General features: G+C 43.2%; 20 protein-coding genes. 13 read left to right on the top strand and 7 right to left on the bottom strand.

The features are described from left to right. Nucleotides 1-143 precede the first annotated feature (143 nt). Together G476_RS0111620 and G476_RS0111615 are read left to right on the top strand one after the other, a co-directional pair. Nucleotides 144-1,553, top strand: coding sequence for an MDR family MFS transporter (locus G476_RS0111620; RefSeq protein ID WP_026690257.1), 1,410 nt, complete (start codon nt 144-146; stop codon nt 1,551-1,553). Nucleotides 1,554-1,565: 12 nt separating this feature from the next. Further along, nucleotides 1,566-1,772 (top strand): hypothetical protein, encoded by a 207-nt coding sequence (locus G476_RS0111615; RefSeq protein WP_026690256.1) that lies wholly within the window; start codon nt 1,566-1,568, stop codon nt 1,770-1,772. 84 nt (nt 1,773-1,856) lie between these two features. On the opposite strand, the gene glpK is transcribed toward G476_RS0111615, so the two are convergent. Beyond that, nucleotides 1,857-3,353, bottom strand: coding sequence for a glycerol kinase GlpK (gene glpK / locus G476_RS0111610; RefSeq protein WP_026690255.1), 1,497 nt, complete (start codon nt 3,351-3,353; stop codon nt 1,857-1,859). A 4-nt stretch (nt 3,354-3,357) separates the two neighbouring features. Further along, entirely contained in the window at nt 3,358-4,215 is an 858-nt protein-coding gene (locus G476_RS21840) for an MIP/aquaporin family protein (RefSeq protein WP_051314765.1), read from the bottom strand. 622 nt (nt 4,216-4,837) lie between these two features. Here G476_RS21840 and G476_RS0111600 point away from each other — a divergent pair. From G476_RS0111600 to G476_RS23565, 5 genes are all read left to right on the top strand, one after another. Continuing rightward, a complete protein-coding gene (locus G476_RS0111600) occupies nt 4,838-5,509 on the top strand; it encodes a DUF6946 family protein (RefSeq protein WP_026690254.1) in 672 nt (223 codons plus the stop codon). Nucleotides 5,510-5,601: 92 nt separating this feature from the next. Further along, nucleotides 5,602-7,005: a Na+/H+ antiporter NhaC family protein gene (locus G476_RS0111595; protein ID WP_026690253.1), complete on the top strand. Its 1,404-nt coding sequence runs from the start codon at nt 5,602-5,604 to the stop codon at nt 7,003-7,005. A 118-nt stretch (nt 7,006-7,123) separates the two neighbouring features. Continuing rightward, nucleotides 7,124-7,675 (top strand): SDR family NAD(P)-dependent oxidoreductase, encoded by a 552-nt coding sequence (locus G476_RS0111590; protein WP_026690252.1) that lies wholly within the window; start codon nt 7,124-7,126, stop codon nt 7,673-7,675. A gap of 361 nt (nt 7,676-8,036) precedes the next feature. Continuing rightward, nucleotides 8,037-9,071, top strand: a complete 1,035-nt coding sequence (locus G476_RS0111585) for a hypothetical protein (protein WP_026690251.1) — start codon at nt 8,037-8,039, stop codon at nt 9,069-9,071. Between the two features lie 20 nt (nt 9,072-9,091). Beyond that, entirely contained in the window at nt 9,092-9,250 is a 159-nt protein-coding gene (locus G476_RS23565; protein ID WP_156906557.1) for a hypothetical protein, read from the top strand. A gap of 10 nt (nt 9,251-9,260) precedes the next feature. Here G476_RS23565 and G476_RS23560 read toward each other — a convergent pair whose 3' ends face one another. Next, nucleotides 9,261-9,428 (bottom strand): hypothetical protein, encoded by a 168-nt coding sequence (locus tag G476_RS23560; protein WP_156906556.1) that lies wholly within the window; start codon nt 9,426-9,428, stop codon nt 9,261-9,263. Between the two features lie 232 nt (nt 9,429-9,660). On the opposite strand from G476_RS23560, the gene G476_RS0111570 reads away from it, so the two are divergent. Continuing rightward, nucleotides 9,661-10,170, top strand: a complete 510-nt coding sequence (locus tag G476_RS0111570) for a GNAT family N-acetyltransferase (RefSeq protein ID WP_026690250.1) — start codon at nt 9,661-9,663, stop codon at nt 10,168-10,170. A 274-nt stretch (nt 10,171-10,444) separates the two neighbouring features. Here G476_RS0111570 and G476_RS0111565 read toward each other — a convergent pair whose 3' ends face one another. Continuing rightward, nucleotides 10,445-11,032, bottom strand: a complete 588-nt coding sequence (locus G476_RS0111565; RefSeq protein ID WP_026690249.1) for a TetR/AcrR family transcriptional regulator — start codon at nt 11,030-11,032, stop codon at nt 10,445-10,447. Between the two features lie 214 nt (nt 11,033-11,246). Here G476_RS0111565 and G476_RS0111560 point away from each other — a divergent pair, with 214 nt between their 5' ends. The 3 genes from G476_RS0111560 (at nt 11,247) to pepF (ending at nt 16,010) form a co-directional block, all read left to right on the top strand. Further along, nucleotides 11,247-12,134, top strand: coding sequence for an ABC transporter ATP-binding protein (locus tag G476_RS0111560; RefSeq protein ID WP_026690248.1), 888 nt, complete (start codon nt 11,247-11,249; stop codon nt 12,132-12,134). Further along, nucleotides 12,134-13,735: an ABC transporter permease gene (locus G476_RS0111555; protein ID WP_026690247.1), complete on the top strand. Its 1,602-nt coding sequence runs from the start codon at nt 12,134-12,136 to the stop codon at nt 13,733-13,735. Before G476_RS0111560 ends, G476_RS0111555 begins: the two co-directional genes overlap by 1 nt. Before the next feature lie 463 nt (nt 13,736-14,198). Beyond that, nucleotides 14,199-16,010 carry an oligoendopeptidase F gene (pepF, locus tag G476_RS0111550; protein ID WP_026690246.1) on the top strand — a complete coding sequence of 604 codons (1,812 nt, stop codon included), beginning with the start codon at nt 14,199-14,201 and terminating at the stop codon, nt 16,008-16,010. 226 nt (nt 16,011-16,236) lie between these two features. Here pepF and G476_RS21835 read toward each other — a convergent pair whose 3' ends face one another. Together G476_RS21835 and shc are read right to left on the bottom strand one after the other, a co-directional pair. After that, entirely contained in the window at nt 16,237-16,575 is a 339-nt protein-coding gene (locus tag G476_RS21835) for a hypothetical protein (RefSeq protein ID WP_051314764.1), read from the bottom strand. A gap of 70 nt (nt 16,576-16,645) precedes the next feature. Beyond that, entirely contained in the window at nt 16,646-18,538 is a 1,893-nt protein-coding gene (gene shc, locus G476_RS0111540) for a squalene--hopene cyclase (protein ID WP_051314763.1), read from the bottom strand. 141 nt (nt 18,539-18,679) lie between these two features. Between shc and G476_RS23820 the strand changes: the two genes are divergently transcribed. Beyond that, entirely contained in the window at nt 18,680-18,823 is a 144-nt protein-coding gene (locus tag G476_RS23820) for a hypothetical protein (RefSeq protein WP_169720886.1), read from the top strand. A gap of 36 nt (nt 18,824-18,859) precedes the next feature. Then, nucleotides 18,860-19,078: a hypothetical protein gene (locus tag G476_RS0111530; protein ID WP_026690244.1), complete on the top strand. Its 219-nt coding sequence runs from the start codon at nt 18,860-18,862 to the stop codon at nt 19,076-19,078. 53 nt (nt 19,079-19,131) lie between these two features. Here G476_RS0111530 and guaC read toward each other — a convergent pair whose 3' ends face one another. Then, complete coding sequence (guaC, locus tag G476_RS0111525) at nt 19,132-20,115, bottom strand: GMP reductase (protein WP_026690243.1); 984 nt, start codon at nt 20,113-20,115, stop codon at nt 19,132-19,134. Nucleotides 20,116-20,178: the final 63 nt, after the last annotated feature.

The raw sequence follows: 20,178 nt of genomic DNA, 5'->3' as shown, positions 1-20,178 counted from the left end.
GAATTAATTTAGTAATTTATATAAATATTCCAATTAAAAAGGGGGTCATTATACCTAGTATAATCTCTTTTAAGAAAATACGTTCCTTCACATCCATCTGCTATACTAGATATGAGTTAGAACCATTTGAAAGGAATTCATCTATGAATACATACCAACGCAAAATTGTGATTGCTCTCCTCATTGCCACTTTTCTAGCGGCAATTGAAGTGACGGTGATCAGTACAGCGATGCCTAGCATTACGAGTGACCTTGGTGGCCTCGATCTAATCAGCTGGGTGTTTGCTATTTACCTATTAACCTACGCGGTGATGACACCGATTTTTGGAAAACTAGCAGATCTCTTCGGTAGGAAGAAGATTTTCATAACAGGAGCCACGCTTTTTTTGATTGGATCGGCTTTATGCGGGCTATCTCAATCCATGGAACAGCTCATTTTATTCCGCGCGATTCAAGGGATAGGGGCAGGGGCGCTCATGCCAATGACATTTACGATTGTCGGAGATGTGTTTTCTTATGAACAGCGGGCAAAAGCGCAGGCGATTATCGGCTCGATCTGGGGAATTGCCGGGATATTCGGTCCTCTTGTAGGCGGTTTTTTCGTCGACTTTCTCACCTGGCACTGGATTTTTTACATCAATATTCCGTTTGGTTTAGTAAGCATGTATTTGATCTGGAAAAACCTCGATGAAAAGCTGGAGAAGAAGAAGCGGTCGATCGATTTTGGAGGAGCGATTACCTTCATCATCGGAGCAGGGGCTTTGCTATACGCTCTTTTATCGGGAGGAAATGAAATTGCATGGAATGAACCGCTGATGTTTATCTTGCTAGCCGTTGCGTTAACGTTCCTGTCTGTATTCATTTTCATTCAATTTAAAGTAAAAGAACCAATGGTCCCTTTTAAACTATTTAAAATACGTCATTTATTAGTAGCGAACACATGCGGATTGCTCATGGGCGCGATCCTCATTGGACTCACAGCTTATTTACCTTTGTGGGTTCAAGGAGTGTTGGAACTTCCGGCAACCTATTCTGGACTAACCCTGCTTCCTATGAGTCTCGGATGGCCACTGGCAGCCTTTGTGAGTAGCCGGTTACTTACAAAGCTCGGGGCAAAACCAATTGTTCTCACGGGTGTAAGTATTATTGCCATGAGTACCTTTTCGCTTACGTTTATTTCAAGTGCCACACCGAACTGGCTGCTCATCTTGATTATGTTTTTTGTAGGTACAGGCTTCGGTCTTTCTATGACGATTTTTTCTGTGATCGTGCAATCGTCTGTATCTTGGGATAACCGTGGAGCAGCTGCATCTTCAAACGCCTTTTTAAGAACATTAGGGCAAACGCTAGGAATTACCGTTTTGGGTGCTGTGTTGAACCAATACATTGGTGGTCATACGAATAACGGAACAAGTGTCGCACCTGCCATTCTCGCAGAAGGCTTGCACGCCGCGTTTATTATACTTTTTGTGTTGGCCATACTGACTTTGATTGCTACGAGCTTATTGCCAAAAGAAGAGCCGGAGGGTGCGAGGGAGACAGTTAAATCATAAGGAGGCAATAAAGTGTCCGTAACAGACTTGAATGCAGAGAAAAAGTGGAGAGAAATTCCGAAAGACATTAGGGAAAAACTTATTAGTAATGTCTTTTGTGGCAGTTGTTTTGAAACAACTATCGTGGATTATGTTATCAAAGACCATTCAGATGGAATCCTGCTAGAAGGAAAGTGTAAGACTTGTGGAAAAGCCGTTGCGAGACTAGTGGAAAAGTAAGATCAAAAAAGCACTGCCGGAAAAATGACTCGGCAGCGCTTTTTTTTGTTTTGGATCGGAAAAGAGCAGGTGTGGGATCTTCGTCTATGGCTTAAACACCGTTGTAGCTTCCACTGCTTTTTTCCAACCGTTATAAAGCTTTGAGCGCTCTTCTTCAGAGAGTTCATTCACAAACGTTTTGTCGATGCTCCACTGCTTACCGATCTCGGCTTTATCTTCCCAAAAACCTACTGCTAATCCTGCAAGGTAGGCGGATCCAAGGGCTGTGGTTTCCTGAATTAGTGGCCTTTCAACTTCAGATCCTAAGATATCACTTTGAAATTGCATGAGGAAGTCGTTTGCCACAGCACCACCATCAACCCGGAGGGATTTCAGTTCGATTCCGGAGTCTGCTTCCATCGCTTGTAGCACATCCTTTGTTTGGTAGGCCAAAGATTCGAGTGTTGCACGGACAAGATGTTCTTTTTCCGTTCCTCTCGTAAGACCAAAGATGGCTCCTCGTACATCTGAATCCCAATAGGGTGTGCCAAGTCCTACAAAGGCAGGTACAACGTAAACCCCGTCAGTTGAGGATACTTTTTTGGCATAGTCTTCACTATCTGATGCTTTTTTCAGCATTCTAAGGCCATCTCGTAGCCACTGGATCGCTGAACCGGCTACAAAAATACTCCCTTCAAGAGCATATTCTACTTTGCCGTCGATTCCCCACGCTAATGTCGTTAGAAGTCCGTGATCGGATTTTACTGCTTTTTCTCCTGTGTTCATTAACATGAAACACCCAGTACCATAGGTGTTTTTGGCCATTCCTTCTTCAAAACATGCTTGTCCAAATAGAGCTGACTGCTGATCTCCTGCAGCTCCAGCAATAGGAATGGATTCTCCGAAGAAGTGATAATCGACCGTATGAGCATACACTTCCGAGGAAGGTCTTACTTCAGGAAGCATTGATTTTGGTACGTCGAGAATGTCGAGTAATTCCTCATCCCAACAAAGATCGTAAATGTTATACATAAGTGTACGAGACGCATTTGAATAATCCGTTACGTGAGCTTTGCCTCCTGAAAGCTTCCAAATTAGCCATGTATCAATCGTACCGAATAATAGCTCGCCGTTGTCTGCTTTTTCTCTTGCCCCATCTACGTTATCAAGAATCCATTTCACTTTCGTTCCAGAGAAATAAGCGTCAATCAGAAGACCTGTTTTTTCTCTGAATGTATCATTTAAGCCTTGTTCTTTAAGGGTTTTGCAGATACCGTCTGTTTGTCTAGACTGCCACACGAGAGCATTGTAAACAGGTCTGCCAGTTTCTTTTTCCCAAACAACCGTTGTTTCCCGCTGGTTGGTGATTCCGATTCCTGCAATTTCCTTTGGAGAAATGTCTGTTTTTGTAAGGACACCTGCGATTACTCCGAGAATAGAACTCCAAATTTCATTTGCGTTATGTTCCACCCAGCCTGGCTTAGGGAAATATTGCTTAAACTCCTGCTGATCAATCGCAACAACTTCACCTTGCTTATTAAACAACACCGCTCTTGAACTAGTCGTTCCTTGGTCTAATGATAGAATGTATTTTTTCTCCATGATTTCATCCTCCTCGTTTTAATTGAGTATTTTTTTTCTGAACAACTTCTTCATTGTATTCTTCACTAATATTTTTGCGTTTTTCCAAAACGATTGTTAAGGCTTGTACAGCAGCAAACAGCCCGATCATCACCCAAAGTGCCACATAGACAATGCCCTCAAACAATGCGCTGTACATCAGTGCTCCTAAACCACCTCCAATGATAGGACCGGCAATCGGAATCCAGGAATACGCCCAGTCTGAAGACCCTTTGTTAGGGATTGGAAGGAAAAAGTGGGCGAGACGAGGCCCAAGATCCCTTGCTGGGTTAATCGCATAACCGGTTGTTCCACCTAAGGACAAGCCAATAACCATAATGAGCGTACCGACGATGATTGGATTTAATCCTTCGGTAAACTCGTTTGCTCCAATTGCTAATAATCCAAACACAAGCATAAACGTCCCTAACACTTCACTGAAGAAGTTGGAGGGCGAATGAGGGATCGCTGGCCCTGTAGCAAACACTCCGAGCTTGGCCCCTTGATCTGTCGTCTTTTTGAAATGGGGGAAATACTGAAAGAATACGAGAGACGCACCTATAAAGGCTCCTATCATTTGGGCAGCGATATAACCAGGGACACTGCTCCATGGGAAGTCGCCGACCAGGGCAAACCCGATGGTAACAGCCGGATTAATATGGGCATCGCTTATGTTTCCTACTGCATAGATAGCAATGGCAACCGCGAGACCCCATGCCACAGTTATGACAATCCAGCCTGATCCTTCAGCTTTCGTTCCTTTTAGCACAACGCCTGCCACAACGCCTCCACCTAGAATAATGAGGATCATTGTACCAAGCAGTTCACCTAAAAATGGACTCATTTTAGAAACCACTCCTCTTCATTTTAAGTTTAAAAATGTAAAAAAGACCAGCAAAAACAATCCACTAAAGGTGTAGCACCTTTAATAAAATTGCATTCACTGGTCTCCGAGTCTCAGCAGTAGTTAACTTGTAGTTATCATTAAAGCATCCAATGAAAGCGATGTCAAAGGGAGATCTCATTTTCTTGATTGTAAACCGAAAAAGGAGTCGAAAGTATTGGTCGTTTAGAAGTAGAGTGGCAATCGTCCTCCTAAACTCTTAATTATGTAGCTGTCATGCTTTCAAGTTCATCTATGTTTTCACTAACTTTTTTGAATCCATTACTGCTATATGATGCTTTCCCTATTTTGTGAATAAGAAACCACAAACTTCCATGAAGTGACTACAAAATTAATCTCCTTAATCTAATAAAGAGAAATATTCAAAAATCGTAATGAAAAGAAAGAAGGTATCAAAAGGAACCTCGTAGAAGGTAGCTCTAACGATAGCTAAGGAAAAAACATAATTTGATAAATATCTATTTAGGTTTTCGCAACTTTTATTTCAAAAAGAGGAGTATTGATAGGCAGGTTTACTTTAGTAATCCAGTTAAGAAACGAATGAAAGGGTGGTGCAGTCGTAATGAGTAAATTCCTACTTCCAACTAACTCTCCTGAAGACTGGAAGAAGCAGCTAGTCTCAGGAAAGCAGTGGCGTGAGGGTTATTCTGCTAAGGAACTGGCCTATTGCTGGGAAGGGGCAAAGGGATTTCCGCCGAGTGTAATGAATGCGTTCAAGAAAAGCGATATAGATCTCTTTAGAGAAGTCCAATTTTTATATGGTTTTCCTGAATACAACGTTCCACTGCCAGGTGGCGCAGCCGGTTCTCAAAACGATCTTTATGTTTTAGGAAAAGCGGGCGATGAACTTATTACGATTATGGTTGAAGGAAAAGTGGACGAACCGTTTGGACCAACAATCGCCTCCTGGTATGGTGAAGACCCTAGTAAGGGCAAAAAGAAGCGTTTGAACTTTTTGCTTGAAACTTTAGAACTTGAAGGAATGGACGTTGTAAAGACAAGATATCAGCTTTTGCACCGGGCAGCCTCTGCAGTTATTGAAGCGAAACGAATCGGTGCAAAGCATGCCCTAATGCTTATTCATTCTTTTAGTGAAATCGGGCAATGGTATGAAGATTATGAAGCGTTTATTGACCTTTTTCCTGTGATTGCTGAAAAAGATTGTATCGTAGGACCTGCAATCATTGGTGATGTGAATCTTTACTTTGGGTGGGTGAGTGAGCACGGAAGATAATACTCTGCTTTTCCAAAGTTCACTCTCTCCCTACATAATTTAACTCCAACTCCACACCCTAACAAAAACTGTTGTGGATTGGTGTGGTGTGAGTGGGTTGGGTATCCATTATTCCTTTTTTACTTGTCATTCCTGTTGCGGTATATACGAGGCAAGTGCTGCCGGGGCTCATTGTTGGTCTGCTTGTTGGTTCTTATTTGGTCGAACCTACGATTTTGGGTGGCATGCAAGCGATGCTTACCTATGTAGTTGAAGCATTGATTGACGAAAACAACATTAAAATTATTGTTTTTTTGTATGCCTTTGCGGGTCTGGTCGGAATTATTAAAACAAGCGGTGGAATTAAAGGCTTTGTAGAAATGGCGTCTGAGCGAATTACAAACAAGCGTCAAGCGCTTATTCTCACGTACGTATCGACGATTGGAACCTTTAGTGCACCGACGTTTCGCTTTGTGACGATTGCCCCGATTATGAAGGCGTTACTAAAGAAAGTGAAGATGTCTACGAAAGAATTAGGTTTTGTTATTGAAACGACAGCCACCCCGGTGATCGTATTGATTCCTGTAGCAACGGCTTTTGTTGGGTATATGGTGTCGGTTATTCAAATTTCTGTTCAAAACGAAGGAAGTTCTCTCGATCCATATAGCTTGTTTCTCCAAAGCATTCCGTTTAATTTTTTTGCCATTGTCATGATCTTACTCGGAATTTACCTGAGCTTTTTTCACCATTCAAAAACAGGGGGACCGACTCAGATTGAGGAAGACGGAAAAGCGGAAGAAGAGGACTGGCACAATTGCCACCCTTCCGTTTCCTTGGAGTTACCAAATAAGCCGATGAACTTAATCGTGCCGATCATTTTAGTGATTGGTCTGACGCTTTTTCTAACGTGGTGGGACGGAAGAGGAGAAGGTGTGAACTTCTTTCAAGCGTTTATTGAAGCTGACGTGCTACAAGCGATGGTTGTGGCCTTACTTATTACCGTTCTCGTAAGTATGGTTTTCTTTTTGTTTCAGCGGTTCAAATTATCTGACCTGATCGATAGCTTTATTTTAGGCGGAAATGAACTCATGGCAGTTATTGTTTTATTGTCTGTGGTATGGGGGCTATCATCCGTCACGGACGACTTAGGGTTCTCCGGTTTTGTAACGTCAAACATTGGCTGGATTCCCTATATGTTTTTAACGCCATTACTCTTTTTGTTCGGTGCTACGATTTCGTACTTCATTGGTTCGGCATGGGGAGCTTGGGGAATCTTGATGCCACTCGGTGTGTCCATGAGCTTTGCGGCAGGTGTCAACTTGCCCCTTGTTATCGGTGCTGTGTTTGCGAGTGGGTCCTTCGGGGCATTTGCTTCTCCATTAAGTGACGATACGAATACAATTGCCAAAATTCTCGGTCTTACCGTCATTGACTATGCTAAGTTTAAGTTAAAACCGGCGCTTATTGCCGCTGGAATCACAGCGGTCTTGTATACAGTCGTTCCATTCTTTCTTTAAAGATAAAAAGGCATACCTCTATGGTAAGCCTTTTTCCTTTGTCCGCTCAGTAATCCGTTTACACGTTTTAGTGCGAGTGGTAATATGTGGGCAAAGGGTCGCTTGAGGAGGGTTTTTGATGACACATGCCCTTATTGTTGGTGGAACAGGGATGCTCAAAGAGGTTTCTCTGTGGTTGAACGATGAAAGGTTTCATGTAAGTGTAATTGGAAGAAGGAAAGAGAGGCTGTTAGAATTGGAGAATCACCTATCTTTCCCGACAAAGTATACACCGCTGCCCGTTGATTACATAGATGAACAGAATTTTCGTAAAGCACTGAATGAGGCGCAACAGCAGAACGGACCTGTTGATATGCTTGTTGCTTGGGTTCATGGTAAAGATCCCCAAGCGATTCAAACCTTGGTTGAGGTGATCGGGCGTGACCGCACGGATGCGTGGACGTTTGTACATGTTCTCGGAAGTAGTTCAAACCTTGAATCGCTCAAAGAGTGGGTCAACGTCCCTTCCATTTGTATGTATCGGCAAGTGAAGCTCGGGTTTGTTATTGAAGGAGATACGAGTCGTTGGCTTACTCACCACGAAATCTCTCGTGGCGTTATTGAGGCAATAGAGGGCACTGAACGAGAGTATGTGATTGGTTACACTGACCCGTGGGAAAGACGACCTTGAGTGTGTAAAATGAAATTACATTAATATAATGAATAGAAGCCAGGTTACCTAAAGGTCTGATCACACTACAGTGAGCAGACCTTTATCTATGACTTTTGTCATCGAATGAGAAAAACTATTACACTTTATCAGTAAAACAATTCATTCGAGAAATAAGGTGAAATACCTACAAATGGTCAGATTATCCCTTTTAACAATGTCGATTATTTATTAATTATCAAAAATTCGACATTTTAAGAGTGGTGTTTTTAGGACAAATACATTACTTTCCAGTGATGGTGGTAATCTAAGCTTACATAGACAACCTGATATAATAAAATTAATTGAAATTTCAATTAATTTGTGTTAAGGGGGCTAGGTTGTGCAAAAGAATAGATTTAAAAAACAATCTGCACTGCGAAACCTGGAACTGGCTGCAGAAAGAATTGACCCCTATATGAATGCCATTCGAGAAGCAGCACCGAAAACAAGTTCGTCTGGCTGTCATTACCTTCATGATCTAAACCGTCTTAAATGGAAAAAGGCTCTATCTCTTTTTAAGACGTTCTGGAGCTTTAAAAGTATCTTTTGGAGTTTTCCGGCCGGAGTAATTGCTTGGTTTTTTACAATGGACGTTATTCTGGGGTTTAGTATCCTTACATCTATTTTGCTAGTGATTATTTTAATCATTACAAATTACATCCTTCGAGAAAAAACCATACAAGACATGACGAATGTAAAGAAAAAGAATTCCTTTCACTATTATGCCTTCACGAACTTCTATAGAGAATACGATCTTTTTTCTCCCTTTTTGATCAAAGGAAATGACTTTAAATTCAAGCAAGTAACAGACTTAATTAAAGAATGGGAAACGGACATGGGTAAAAAAGATGAGATGATAGTGAAACTTGAGAAAGACTTGAAGCAGCTAGCCAAAGATGCTGTGCAGCTTCCAGAAAAAGCAAAGCGTGAGGTGGAATTTGTTAACACGATTTACTTTAATCTAATAGACAAAATTGAATATAAAGCTAGGGGGAGCTTCACGTTTGAAGCCATGGACTTTTTCGGACATTATGCCATTTATCGGTTCCAAGGGGACAAACTCTTATTGGAGCATTCTTCTCGTTCAAATGGGGTTATTCCTGAGGAAGTTGATCTCGCCTGTGATGATTGTTCGGTAATGTCTTATGTGAAAATCCTTCGTTCCAGCTATTCGTGGGAGGCTGATGAAAAAAACACGATTTCTTTCATAGTAGAAATTGATAAACAGGTCTTTGTTTATACGATTCTTATTGATAGCCGCAACCGTAGCGTCCTTAACCCAAAAACGGAAGCTGGGAAACATAGTATTGAGAGGTTGGCAGATCTCGTATCTACCGCTTTTAAGCTGTATGCCTTTAAATTGACTATGAACTAGAAGGGAAATGAGAGATTGGTATGAAGGACGTCTGTGTAAAAGGTAGAGTAAAGCAAACACAATCAAATGGGACGTGCTTGTTAAGTCAAGTGAAAGAAGACAGGGAAAAACAATACAGTCAGCTTCTTCAAGAATGGAAGAAAATAACAGATGGATTAAAACGTCTAGGAAAAGAATAGGCGATAGATGTTACTTAGTATATTTTTTTTCAATTAGATCCAAATGGTCTTTGAGTGCCTGTAAGTCTGAAAAAACGTTTTGCAAACTCTTGTTTATTTTTACTGCAGCCTGCTTAATATCATTGGCTTCCAGTTTCGTTGTTCGCTTTTTTCGCGCGTTAACCGGGGTAATGTCCATTGGACATCTGCTCCTTTAACCATAGTTTATAGTAGTATACCCAGAAGGGCGAATGGGTATGTCAAGGTTTGGTAGTACATCACATAAGACACAGTGTGTGTATGCTATTTTACCAGCTTTATAATACAATAAGTAGGAATATTATCATTTGACCGAATATTGTAATATTAATGTTAGGTTGTATGTAATTTTAATTAGAAAAAGAAAATCGTGAAAGAGAAAGGAATACGAAATGATGATCAGACAATTAGACGAGTTTGACGCCTCCATTTATCGCAGGCTAAGGTTAGAGGCTCTGGAAAAAGTACCAGAGGCGTTTAGTGCCAGCTATGAAGAAGAAAAAGAGTATTCGTTTGACATTACGAAAGAAAGACTTTCAAAAGAAAACATCTTTACGTTTGGTGCCTTTGTGAACGAAAAATTAGTTGGGACTGTTACTTTAATACAAGAAACAAAAAGGAAGCTGCAACACAGAGGAACAATTGTTGCTATGTATGTGGCGCTTGAACACCGAGGCTTGGGCATTGGGGAGAAACTCGTCAAACAGGCAATAAAAAAAGGAACAGAGCTTCAAGAGATGAAGCAGATTTATTTGGCGGTCGCGTCTACTAACCGGCCGGCTAAAGAACTATACACAAAGCTTGGATTTAAGACTTATGGCGTCGACAAAAGAGCCATGCTTGTAGACGGCGACTATTACGATGAAGATTTGATGGTCCTGGTATTGCCAGAATCAAATTAAGATAAGAAGGATTGTTATACGAGTAATAGAGTAAGAAATCTTGTAAGGGTGGGGGAACACATCACAAAAGCAACCTATGGATTTCTCTTATTCATTTTACTTATTAACTCCAGCATATATTTCACCTATTTATTAGAGGGGGATGACTCCCTTTACTATGTATTGATGTTCATACTGAACCTTATTGGTCTAGTAACGATATTAATATCCTTCATATTTAACGATGAAAGGAAATGTAAAGGCATGAAGGTTGCTCTTCATGCCTTTACTAGGTTTATTTGGTTGGTTTCCCAAACAAACCATAAAAGAAAATGTTTGTAATGTCTTCTGTTAATGGAAGAATCCGTTTGTATACCTCTTCTTGCTGCAACGTATCTTTAAACATTTTAATGTAAAAGAGTATCGCTTCCTGAGATAAATTGGGATCGATGTAGCCAAGTTCTTTTCCTTCCTCAAGTAGCTTCGTAAAATATGGAACGGCTTTTTCAACATAGATTTTTTCGATATAGTTTGTCTCTTCGGCCGTGTACTCTTTCATAAGGTAATGATAAAACTCTTCGTGAATCTGACTCGTTTCTTTCTTATTAAAAATGATTTGCTTTATTTTATCAGGAAAGGCCATATCGCTCTCTACGATCCGTTCAAATTGATTGGAAGCTTGATCTACATAATAAAGAAACGATTCGTGAACAAGCGTATGCTTATTGTCAAAATAATTATAAATGGTTACTTGAGAGACTGTGGCTTTTTTAGCAATCTCCGCAACAGACACTTTTTGAATGCCGTATTTCATGAAGAGGGCAGTGGCTGCCTCTAGAATGGCTCGTTTCTTCTGTTCTCTTCGCTGTTGAAATCCGTCCATATGGTTCACCTCAAGCTTATTGTAATCAAAGTTTTGTAATAAAACAAACAAAATAGTTCATAAAGTATTGTCAGGAGATTGGTTTTTATATATTATGAACTATATAAGTTTAAATATTTCATAACTTTTTAAAAGGGCAAGACGGTTTATTACGTAAGTGTGCGTGTTGCCCCGGACAGATAAATAGACAGCACTATAAAAGGAGAGGCGACTAATGAGCATTCTGCAAGTAAAAGACGTAACAAAGCGGTTTGGTACATTCAACGCATTAAAAGGCGTAACGATGGAAGTGAATAAAGGAGAAGTGTATGGTTTCATCGGTCCAAACGGTGCTGGGAAATCGACTACGATTCGAATTTTACTAGGGATCCTTCAAGCATCCGGTGGGGAAGCGACCATCTTTGGAAAAGATGTTTGGAAAGAGGCGGTGGAGATTCATAAGCACATCGCATATGTTCCGGGGGACGTGAACTTGTGGCCAAATTTGACGGGAGGCGAAGTCATTGACTTGCTTTTGAAATTACGTGGTGTGAACCCCTCTATTAGTCGGCGGGAAGAGCTCATTGAGCGGTTCAAACTAGACCCTTCAAAAAAATGCCGAACGTATTCAAAAGGGAATAGACAAAAGGTTGCGTTGGTGGCTGCTTTTTCAAGTGATTCTGATCTTTACATTCTTGACGAACCGACATCGGGTCTTGATCCTCTCATGGAACGCGTGTTTCAAGAGTGCGTACTGGAGGCGAAAGCACAAGGGAAGAGCGTCCTTTTATCGAGTCATATCCTTTCAGAAGTGGAGCGGTTATGTGACCGGGTGGCCATCATTCGCGAAGGAGAAATTATTGAAGCAGGTACGCTTGATGAGCTTCGACATCTCACTAGGACGATTCTTACAGTTAAAACAAAAGAGCCTCTTACATTGAACGGAGTAAAAGGGGTCCATGATGTAGAGGAAAAAGACGGAGAACTTGTCTTTCATGTAGATACTGAAGAACTTGATCGTGTTATGAAGCTCGTAAGTGAAAAGGGAATTGTGAAATTGGAAAGCGCTCCGCCTACACTTGAAGATCTGTTTATGCGCCATTATGAAGGGGCTGAAGGGTGATGTTGGGTCAGTTGTTTAGTCAGACAGGAAGGCTATCCCGATTTATTGTTCGCCGAGACCGCGTGCGGCTATCCGTATGGATCCTCTCGATTGCTTTTGTATCGTTTTTGACCGCTTCCTCCTTCACGGGATTGTATCAATCAGATGAAGAGCGTCAAGCAATCGCCGAGACGATGATGAATCCGGCTATGACTGCGATGATGGGACCGGGGTATGGCATTGACAACTATCACGAAGGGGCAATGATGGCTCACCAGATGCTGTTGTTTACAGCAATTGCAGTCGCCATTATGAGTATCCTACTTGTGACTCGTCATACGAGAACAGATGAAGAAGAAGGGCGAATCGAACTTGTCCGATCTCTTCCTACAGGCAGGCTTTCCACTCTCGCTGCCACATTAATCGTTTTGTTTGGCGCGAATGTCGTGTTGTCTCTAGTCACCGGCTTTGGGTTATCGGTGATGGGCATTGAATCCATGGATTTGAATGGATCTCTACTCTACGGCTTCTCATTAGGAGCGATCGGGTTGTTTTTTGCCGCAGTAACTGCTTTTTTTTCCCAACTATCAGAGAACGGAAGAGGAACGGTTGGACTTTCATTTGCCTTTCTTGGTGTAGCCTATTTGCTAAGGGCGGTTGGAGACGTGAGCAGTGAAGCAGTAGCGATGATATCGCCCCTTGGATGGATTCTACGTACGGAAGTGTATGTGACAAACGTTTGGTGGCCAATCGGGTTAACCGTTGGGGCTGCTATCATCGTAATTGGCTTTGCGTTGTACTTGAACGTGAGAAGGGATTTAGGTGCAGGCTTGCTCCCATCTAGAGCGGGTAAAAAACAGGCATCGCCGTTTCTTACAAGCCCTTTTGGATTGGCTTTTCGTCTTCAACGGACGGCATTCATTTCCTGGGCTATCGGAATGTTTGTCCTCGGAGCCACGTACGGTTCTGTTTTAGGAGATTTGGAGTCGTTTTTTGAAAACAACGAGATGATGAGAGAGATGCTTGCACCTGATTCGGACATTTCCATGACGGAGCAGTATTTGACGATGCTGATGGCGGTCATCTCCATGATTTGTACCATTCCGCCTCTAATGATGATGCTGAAATTGAAAGGAGAAGAAAAGAAACAGCGGTTGGATCACTTGTTAACGAGAGTTGTTTCTCGGAATCGTTTGATGAGCAGTTATTTTACATTGGCCATCCTTTCAGGCGTGATCATGCCGTTTTTGGCCCTCGTTGGATTGTGGTCTGCGGCAGCAGGCGTGATGGAAGAACCGCTCGCCTTTTCTGTTCTCTTCGATGCCTTGGTTGTCTATGTTCCGGCGATCTTCATCTTGATCGGTCTAGGCGCCTTTTTTATCGGTCTATTTCCGAAATGGACCGGGGTGGTTTGGGGCTATCTTGGATATTCCTTTTTCGTCGTCTATCTTGGCGCCATTCTTCAATTACCTGAATGGCTCGGTCAACTTTCCCCATTTGGTCATGTCCCGCAAGTACCGGTTGAAGATATGAATGTTTTTGCATTGGTGATCCTGTTTATGGTGGCTTTGGTGCTCAGTGTGGGTGGATTTATTGGGTATCGAAGGAGAGATCTTGCTTAGTATAAGAGAGGTGGCGTGGGAGAGGTTGGGAGTTTCATAGGGTGATTCACTGGTTTTGTTGGTGGATTAACGGCATCGTCCGGGGAATTAACGGGTTGGGTAGTATAATTTACGGGTAGTCGCTCACATTTCGCGGCTACCCCTACTCTATCAACGGTTTAGCTCATCTTTTAGCAGATAGCCAGTTCTAAGTGAGGGGATTCGCGGCTTTGATAAAGGGATTCCCGGGTTCGTACCGAGAATTAACGGGATGAGTGTCTTCATTTACGGGAAGCCGCTCACAATTCACGGCTTCCCTCGCTTTATTAACGGTTTAGCCCCCCACCGCCTCACCCCACGCCTTAAAAAAGGCTCCGGACCGAACCGGAGCCTTTTTGCGTAAATCATGAACTTCCTTTATAATAGTTTACAAGATTCGGAAGTCGAAATAGTACTACAATTTCGACAGAGAGGGGAAACAAACATGAGGACAACGGCAAAAGAGACATTAACGCGATCGGAAGTTCCTGTGGAAAAAACATGGAACTTGGAAGATCTTTTCAAGACGGAAGAAGCATGGGAAAAAGCCCTCGTTCAACTGAAAGAAGAAATCGAGAGTGTGACTCGTTATAAAGGGCGTGTAGGAGAGAGTGCAGAGACGCTTTTTGAATGCTTGGAAGAAGGGGACGAGGTACAAGCTACTGCCATGCGCGTGATGACGTATGCCCATCTCCGCCAATCGGGGGACGGGTCTGATCCGCAAAACCAAGCAAACAGTGCTCGCGTTGGTTCGGTACTTGCCCAGCTGAGAGCAGACACGGCATTTATTCGCTCTGAAATTCTATCTCTAGATGCACAGACCGTTCACACATACATAGAAGCAGAACCAAAGCTTAAAGAATTTCAAAAAACGTTAGATGATATTTTTGAATCAAAACCTCATACCTTGTCCCCTGACGCGGAGGAAGTGCTCGCTGCATTTGGAGAAGTGCACGGTGCTCCGTATATGATTTTTGAGCGAAGTCGCACGTCAGATATGCGATTCGGATCGTTTACAACAGAAGCTGGGGAAACCCATCCGTTAACTTTCAATTCTTTCCCTAAATACGAAGGTTCTCCAAATACGGATGTTCGCCGCAGCGCTTACACAGCTTTTACGAAAACTCTTAATCAATACAAAAATACTTATGCGGCAACTTATGCTACTGAAGTGAAAAAGCAAGTTGTCGAATCGAGGTTGAGAGGATATGATTCAGCTACAGATATGCTTCTTGACGAGCAACAAGTCTCACTGGACATGTACAATCGTCAGCTAGATACGATTCAACGAGAACTTGCACCGCATATGCGCCGTTTTGCAAAATTGAAAAAGCGTGTACTTGGGTTGGATAAGATGACCTATGCGGACTTAAAGGCACCATTAGACCCCGACTTTGAACCTCCGATGAGCTATGAAGAAGCGGGGGAGCTTGTCCTTGAGTCACTGGAAGTTATGGGACCGGAATACATGGAAATTATGAAAAAGGGAGTCCATGATCGTTGGGTAGACCGAGCGGATAACATCGGGAAGCGTTCTGGAGCCTTCTGTTCGAGCCCATACGGCGTACATCCATACATTTTAATTACGTGGAATGACGCGATGCGCAATGCATTTACATTAGCTCACGAGCTTGGCCACGCCGGACATTTTGCTCTTGCGGGTAAATATCAGCGCATCTCGAACACAAGACCGTCCCGTTATTTTGTTGAGGCACCTTCAACAATGAATGAGATGCTCTTTAGTGAACATGTCTTAGCAAAAACCAATGATGCTCGTATGCGACGGTTTGTAATCTTACAATCCCTAGGTACGTATTATCACAACTTCGTGACGCACATTCTCGAAGGAGAATTACAGCGTAGAGTATATACCCTTGCGGACAAAGGCACACCGATTACAGCAACCCTCCTTTGTGAGCAAAAAAAAGAGGCTCTTCAATCGTTCTGGGGTGACGATGTTGAGATTGATGAAGGAGCTGGCCTCACGTGGATGCGTCAACCTCATTATTACATGGGGCTGTATCCGTACACGTATTCAGCTGGATTGACTGCTTCCACTGCGGCGGCACTATTGTTTAAAGAACAAGGGCAGCCCGCTGTGGATCGCTGGATTGATGCATTGAAAGCGGGAGGCACAATGAAACCTCTTGAGTTGATGCAGCTTGCTGGTGTGGATATGACTACGGACGAACCAGTCAAAAAAGCAGTGGCACACGTAGGAGAGTTGATTGACGAGCTGGAGAAGAGTTTTTCATAAGGAGAGACAAAAAAGCTGAGTGCGCGAAATCATTTCGCACTCAGCTTTTTACGGTTTTAACAGACATGGTCGATTCCTTCGACATTGGGAAGATCCACTTATTTCTTAATTGTCTGAGATAACTGTGTAATTGATCCACTTATTTTAGAATAGAGCCACTTATTTTTGTTTTAATCCACTTATTCTAAAATGGTTCCAGTTAGTCCGCGAAACAGCTTCCCTCGATCTAGATGAAAAACGGGAAGAAGAATCCTCTTATTCCCCAATACGGGAAGTAGAATGGTCTGAAGCGGCGGAATCGTCTTGGGTAGCCGTAGCCTCCACCATATCCTCCGCCGAATCCACCTCCGTAAAAGCGCATTTGGTCGTCGCCGTTTTCTCCATCAGGAACGAGCATGTGTACCCCTTCGTCGTCCATTCCATTAATAATTCCTTCTACCATTGAGCCGTCTTGCATCTGCATTTGCATCAAGTAATTCATATACTGCTCACAGATTGTTTGAACTTCCTGCATGTGAGCTTGATCCATCTGACCGTTCTGGCTGTGATCATGATTATTATTCATTCCGATCGCCTCCCTTTCCACGGTTAGTTTATTAAAGTTGGTAGGCAAGTGTGCCTGTCTGGGAATGAATTCAAATGCCGAATTTGTTTCGATAGTTGCTTAAAGCGAGAAGAGGCCAAATGTAATTGTAGCTGTGATAATAAATGTAGAAGTCTCCTGGCAAGGCGGCTCCTGTTGGGTAGGTCGTTGTCCAGTCGCCACGGTCGAGATGAGTGAGCAAGTAGTGTACACCGCGCTGCAGTGCGGAAGTCTGTGTGTCTGAAACGGCAGTAAGGGCATCGACTGCCCAAGCTGTTTGAGATAGGGTGCTAGCACCGAGAGGTACATACTTTTTCTCTGTATCACTTTGACATGATTCACCCCAACCTCCGTCGTCGTTTTGAATGGATTCAAGCCACTTCACAGCCTTTGTAACTGAAAGGAGGTAAGGGGAAACACCTGCTGCTATGAAACCGGTGAGGGCGGCCCATGTGCCGTAGATGTAGCAAATTCCCCAGCGACCGTACCAAGAGCCATCGGATTCTTGATGTCTTTCAAGCCACTGAATGGCTCGGTCGATGGTTGGATGAGGTGAAAGGAGATTCGCATCGCTCGCTAAAAACTCAAGGGCTCTTCCTGTTAGATCTGCAGTTGACGGATCGAGAAGGACGCGGCCGGCATCGGGAAAGGGAAGGAGCGTGATTCGTGTTTTGTTTGTGTTTTTCTCAAATGCTCCAAAGCCTCCATCATCGTTTTGCATGCTAAGAACCCAATCGACGCCTCGACTCCATGTATGACCATAAGTGGGGTTGTGTTGAGCGTAGCTTTTTATGGCTCTGAGGGCAGCTGATGTATCATCAACGTCCGGTAAAAAAGTATTCATGTCTGAGAACCCCCATCCTCCAGGGGCGGTGTAGGGATTATTGAACGACCAGTCTCCATGCAAGACATGTTGGCGAGAGAGAAGATAAGCGCCTGAGGCTTCAAGCAGGGGATCCCATGAAGGGACGCCTCCTTTTTGAAGGGCATGGCTGATCAGAGCAGTGTCCCAAACGGTCGATGTGGCAAACTCGATGTGAGCGTGATCTGTTGTGAGACACACTTGGTTTTTTATCCCGTTAATAGCGTGTTGGATTGTTGGGTCGTCTTTTTTGTATCCGAGTGAGAGGAGGGCGTAGATCATGAAAAAGGTGGAGGTCATGTAGCTGAATGATAGGCCGTCTGGTTCGATTCGGTCGAGCAAATATTGTTCGGCTTTTTGGTATGCGGTTTTTCGGATGTTTTTTGGTTTGTCGAGAAGGTTGGCTATTTCGTATTTGATAGCGTCTAGAATCAGGCGGGTATCGTTTGTGTCCCATTCATTTGGAGAGCGGGTGGTATGAAGGTGGCTTAGGTCTGGCGTTTGGCTTGTTTTCCGGCTGTATTTTTTGTTTGAAGCGATCAATGTGGCCACTAGGTGAATTCGTGTGTAGCCGACGATGTCGTACATATTGATTGGCGAAGTCCTTGGGAGAAGGATGGCTTCGATTGGAACGTTAAACAAGGGTGGCCAGGGGATCTGACCGTTTAAGGCAAGCATGGCACGGGTAAAAGGGCCGGCTTTGGCGAGACCGCCGTTTTCTCTGATGTATTGTTTGGCTCGTTTCATGTGCGGCTCATGTTGGTTTGTGTAGCCTGAGTAAAGAAGAGCAAAGTACGATTCCACTGTGGAAGAGAGGTGTGCAGGCTGTTGGTCAGGGTACAATGTCCATGAGCCGTCCGGTTGTTGCCTGGTTAAAATGCGTTCTACGAGTCGCTCGATGAGCCATTCGCTGTCCTGTTGCTCGAGGTTTCTTAACATGATGATTGTATAGGCATCGGTCAACGTACCGGTCTCAAAACAAAAACGCCACGATCCGTCGTTGGACTGGCGGTTTCTAAGCTCTTCAATTAGCTTTTGGATGGCGTTTGATAACAAAGGAATCCCTCCCACCAAAATGTTCATTACGACTACTCTATGTGTAAGGAGAGGAAATAAGACTGAGGGAAATGGCGAGCGTAATGGGAAATGCTGTGGAGAAATTTTGAAACCTCACCCCATTCTATTCGTATTACATTTAAGAAGCTGATTGTTGGAGGGGTTGAGATGAGAACAATCATAGATAATCGCGGGGAAGAGCATGAATGGTTGTTGATCGTGTTGACGATTTGTTCATTTTTTACGTTGAAAAAAGTCAAAAGGCTGGAACAGTATAAAAAGAAGGTGATTAGTACATTTAAACCATACTAAAAAACCAGGTGTTTTGTTTACGTGGAGGTGGACTGCATGGCCGTTTTGATCATATTGCTCATATGCGGGCTCGGTTTGTGGGTTTACTTCAAGTATGAACTTAAAGAGACGAAAATGTTAGGAACCGGGTTGGCGAGGAAAAACGGATTTAAAAGGTCGAGTACAGGGGGAACCGTTCAATGTGATCGTTGTTCAAAACAAGTGAAGATGGGGGAAACTGCAGCGTATTGTGATCGTTGTCAAAGGTATATTTAGTTCTAAAGGAAAAAGACATGGAGGTTGTTCACTCCATGTCTTTTTCCTATTGTTTAATAAACACGGTCTCCGTTGAAGATTGAATTCTTTACGACAACATAGTCGACTGTTCGAATGGTATCAAGTTTGTTTCCACCTGCATAGGAGATGGCAGATTGAAGGTCTTGTTCCATTTCAACAAGAGTATCAGCGAGGGAGCCTTTATGTTCAACATACATCTTCTTACCTTCAACATTTTTCTTTTCGCCTTTTTGGAACTCTGAAGCGGAGCCGAAGTATTCTTTTACGAGTTTGCCTTCGACTTCCTTTGTTTCACCAGGAGACTCTTCATGTCCGGCGAAGAGAGATCCGATCATGACCATCGAGGCACCGAAACGGATGGACTTTGCCACGTCTCCATGGGTACGGATGCCACCGTCGGCAATAATCGGTTTTGTTGCGGCTTTTGCACACCAGCGAAGAGCGGCGAGTTGCCAACCACCGGTACCGAAGCCCGTTTTGATTTTCGTAATGCACACTTTACCGGGGCCGATCCCGACTTTCGTTGCGTCGGCGCCTGCATGCTCAAGCTCTCTTACTGCTTCAGGCGTTCCTACGTTTCCGGCAATTACGAATGTTTCTGGAAGGTGGTTTTTAATATGTTCGATCATTTTAATAACGGCGTTGGAGTGGCCATGTGCAATATCAATGGTAATGTATTCTGGCTTTGTGTTTTCTGCGGCAAGCTCTTCGATAAAGCCGTATTCTTCTTCTTTTACCCCAACACTGATAGACGCAATCAAACCTCTTTTGTGCATGTCTTTGATAAACGTTTGACGAGCTTCAGGCTCAAAACGGTGCATCACGTAGAAATACCCTTTTTCAGCTAAAAAGAGAGCGATGTTTTCATCGATGATGGTTTGCATGTTTGCAGGAACTACCGGAAGCTTGAATGTATGGTTACCAAGCGTAACGCTTGTGTCGCATTCTGAACGGCTGTTTACTACACATTTTGCAGGGATCAGTTGGATATCTTCATAATCGAATACGTTTTCCATGGTTAACACTCCTAAAGGCGAATATTTATATTATGATAAATAATTAATGTTCGTACATAGGGT

This window comes from Alteribacter aurantiacus DSM 18675, from assembly GCF_000429705.1.
Classification (GTDB): domain Bacteria; phylum Bacillota; class Bacilli; order Bacillales; family Salisediminibacteriaceae; genus Alteribacter; species Alteribacter aurantiacus.
This window is presented reverse-complemented; position numbering and strand designations above follow the sequence as displayed.

What these genes read in the sequence shown, in the direction of transcription:
- G476_RS0111620 (WP_026690257.1), top strand. Translation starts at nt 144, where the DNA reads ATGAATACATACCAACGCAAAATTGTGATTGCTCTCCTCATTGCCACT.
- shc (WP_051314763.1), bottom strand. Translation starts at nt 18,538, where the DNA reads ATGAACATTTTGGTGGGAGGGATTCCTTTGTTATCAAACGCCATCCAA.
- G476_RS21835 (WP_051314764.1), bottom strand. Translation starts at nt 16,575, where the DNA reads ATGAATAATAATCATGATCACAGCCAGAACGGTCAGATGGATCAAGCT.
- G476_RS23560 (WP_156906556.1), bottom strand. Translation starts at nt 9,428, where the DNA reads ATGGACATTACCCCGGTTAACGCGCGAAAAAAGCGAACAACGAAACTG.
- G476_RS23565 (WP_156906557.1), top strand. Translation starts at nt 9,092, where the DNA reads ATGAAGGACGTCTGTGTAAAAGGTAGAGTAAAGCAAACACAATCAAAT.
- G476_RS0111565 (WP_026690249.1), bottom strand. Translation starts at nt 11,032, where the DNA reads ATGGACGGATTTCAACAGCGAAGAGAACAGAAGAAACGAGCCATTCTA.
- G476_RS23820 (WP_169720886.1), top strand. Translation starts at nt 18,680, where the DNA reads ATGAGAACAATCATAGATAATCGCGGGGAAGAGCATGAATGGTTGTTG.
- G476_RS0111555 (WP_026690247.1), top strand. Translation starts at nt 12,134, where the DNA reads ATGTTGGGTCAGTTGTTTAGTCAGACAGGAAGGCTATCCCGATTTATT.
- G476_RS0111570 (WP_026690250.1), top strand. Translation starts at nt 9,661, where the DNA reads ATGATGATCAGACAATTAGACGAGTTTGACGCCTCCATTTATCGCAGG.
- G476_RS0111590 (WP_026690252.1), top strand. Translation starts at nt 7,124, where the DNA reads ATGACACATGCCCTTATTGTTGGTGGAACAGGGATGCTCAAAGAGGTT.
- glpK (WP_026690255.1), bottom strand. Translation starts at nt 3,353, where the DNA reads ATGGAGAAAAAATACATTCTATCATTAGACCAAGGAACGACTAGTTCA.
- G476_RS0111600 (WP_026690254.1), top strand. Translation starts at nt 4,838, where the DNA reads ATGAGTAAATTCCTACTTCCAACTAACTCTCCTGAAGACTGGAAGAAG.
- G476_RS0111530 (WP_026690244.1), top strand. Translation starts at nt 18,860, where the DNA reads ATGGCCGTTTTGATCATATTGCTCATATGCGGGCTCGGTTTGTGGGTT.
- G476_RS0111560 (WP_026690248.1), top strand. Translation starts at nt 11,247, where the DNA reads ATGAGCATTCTGCAAGTAAAAGACGTAACAAAGCGGTTTGGTACATTC.
- G476_RS21840 (WP_051314765.1), bottom strand. Translation starts at nt 4,215, where the DNA reads ATGAGTCCATTTTTAGGTGAACTGCTTGGTACAATGATCCTCATTATT.
- guaC (WP_026690243.1), bottom strand. Translation starts at nt 20,115, where the DNA reads ATGGAAAACGTATTCGATTATGAAGATATCCAACTGATCCCTGCAAAA.
- pepF (WP_026690246.1), top strand. Translation starts at nt 14,199, where the DNA reads ATGAGGACAACGGCAAAAGAGACATTAACGCGATCGGAAGTTCCTGTG.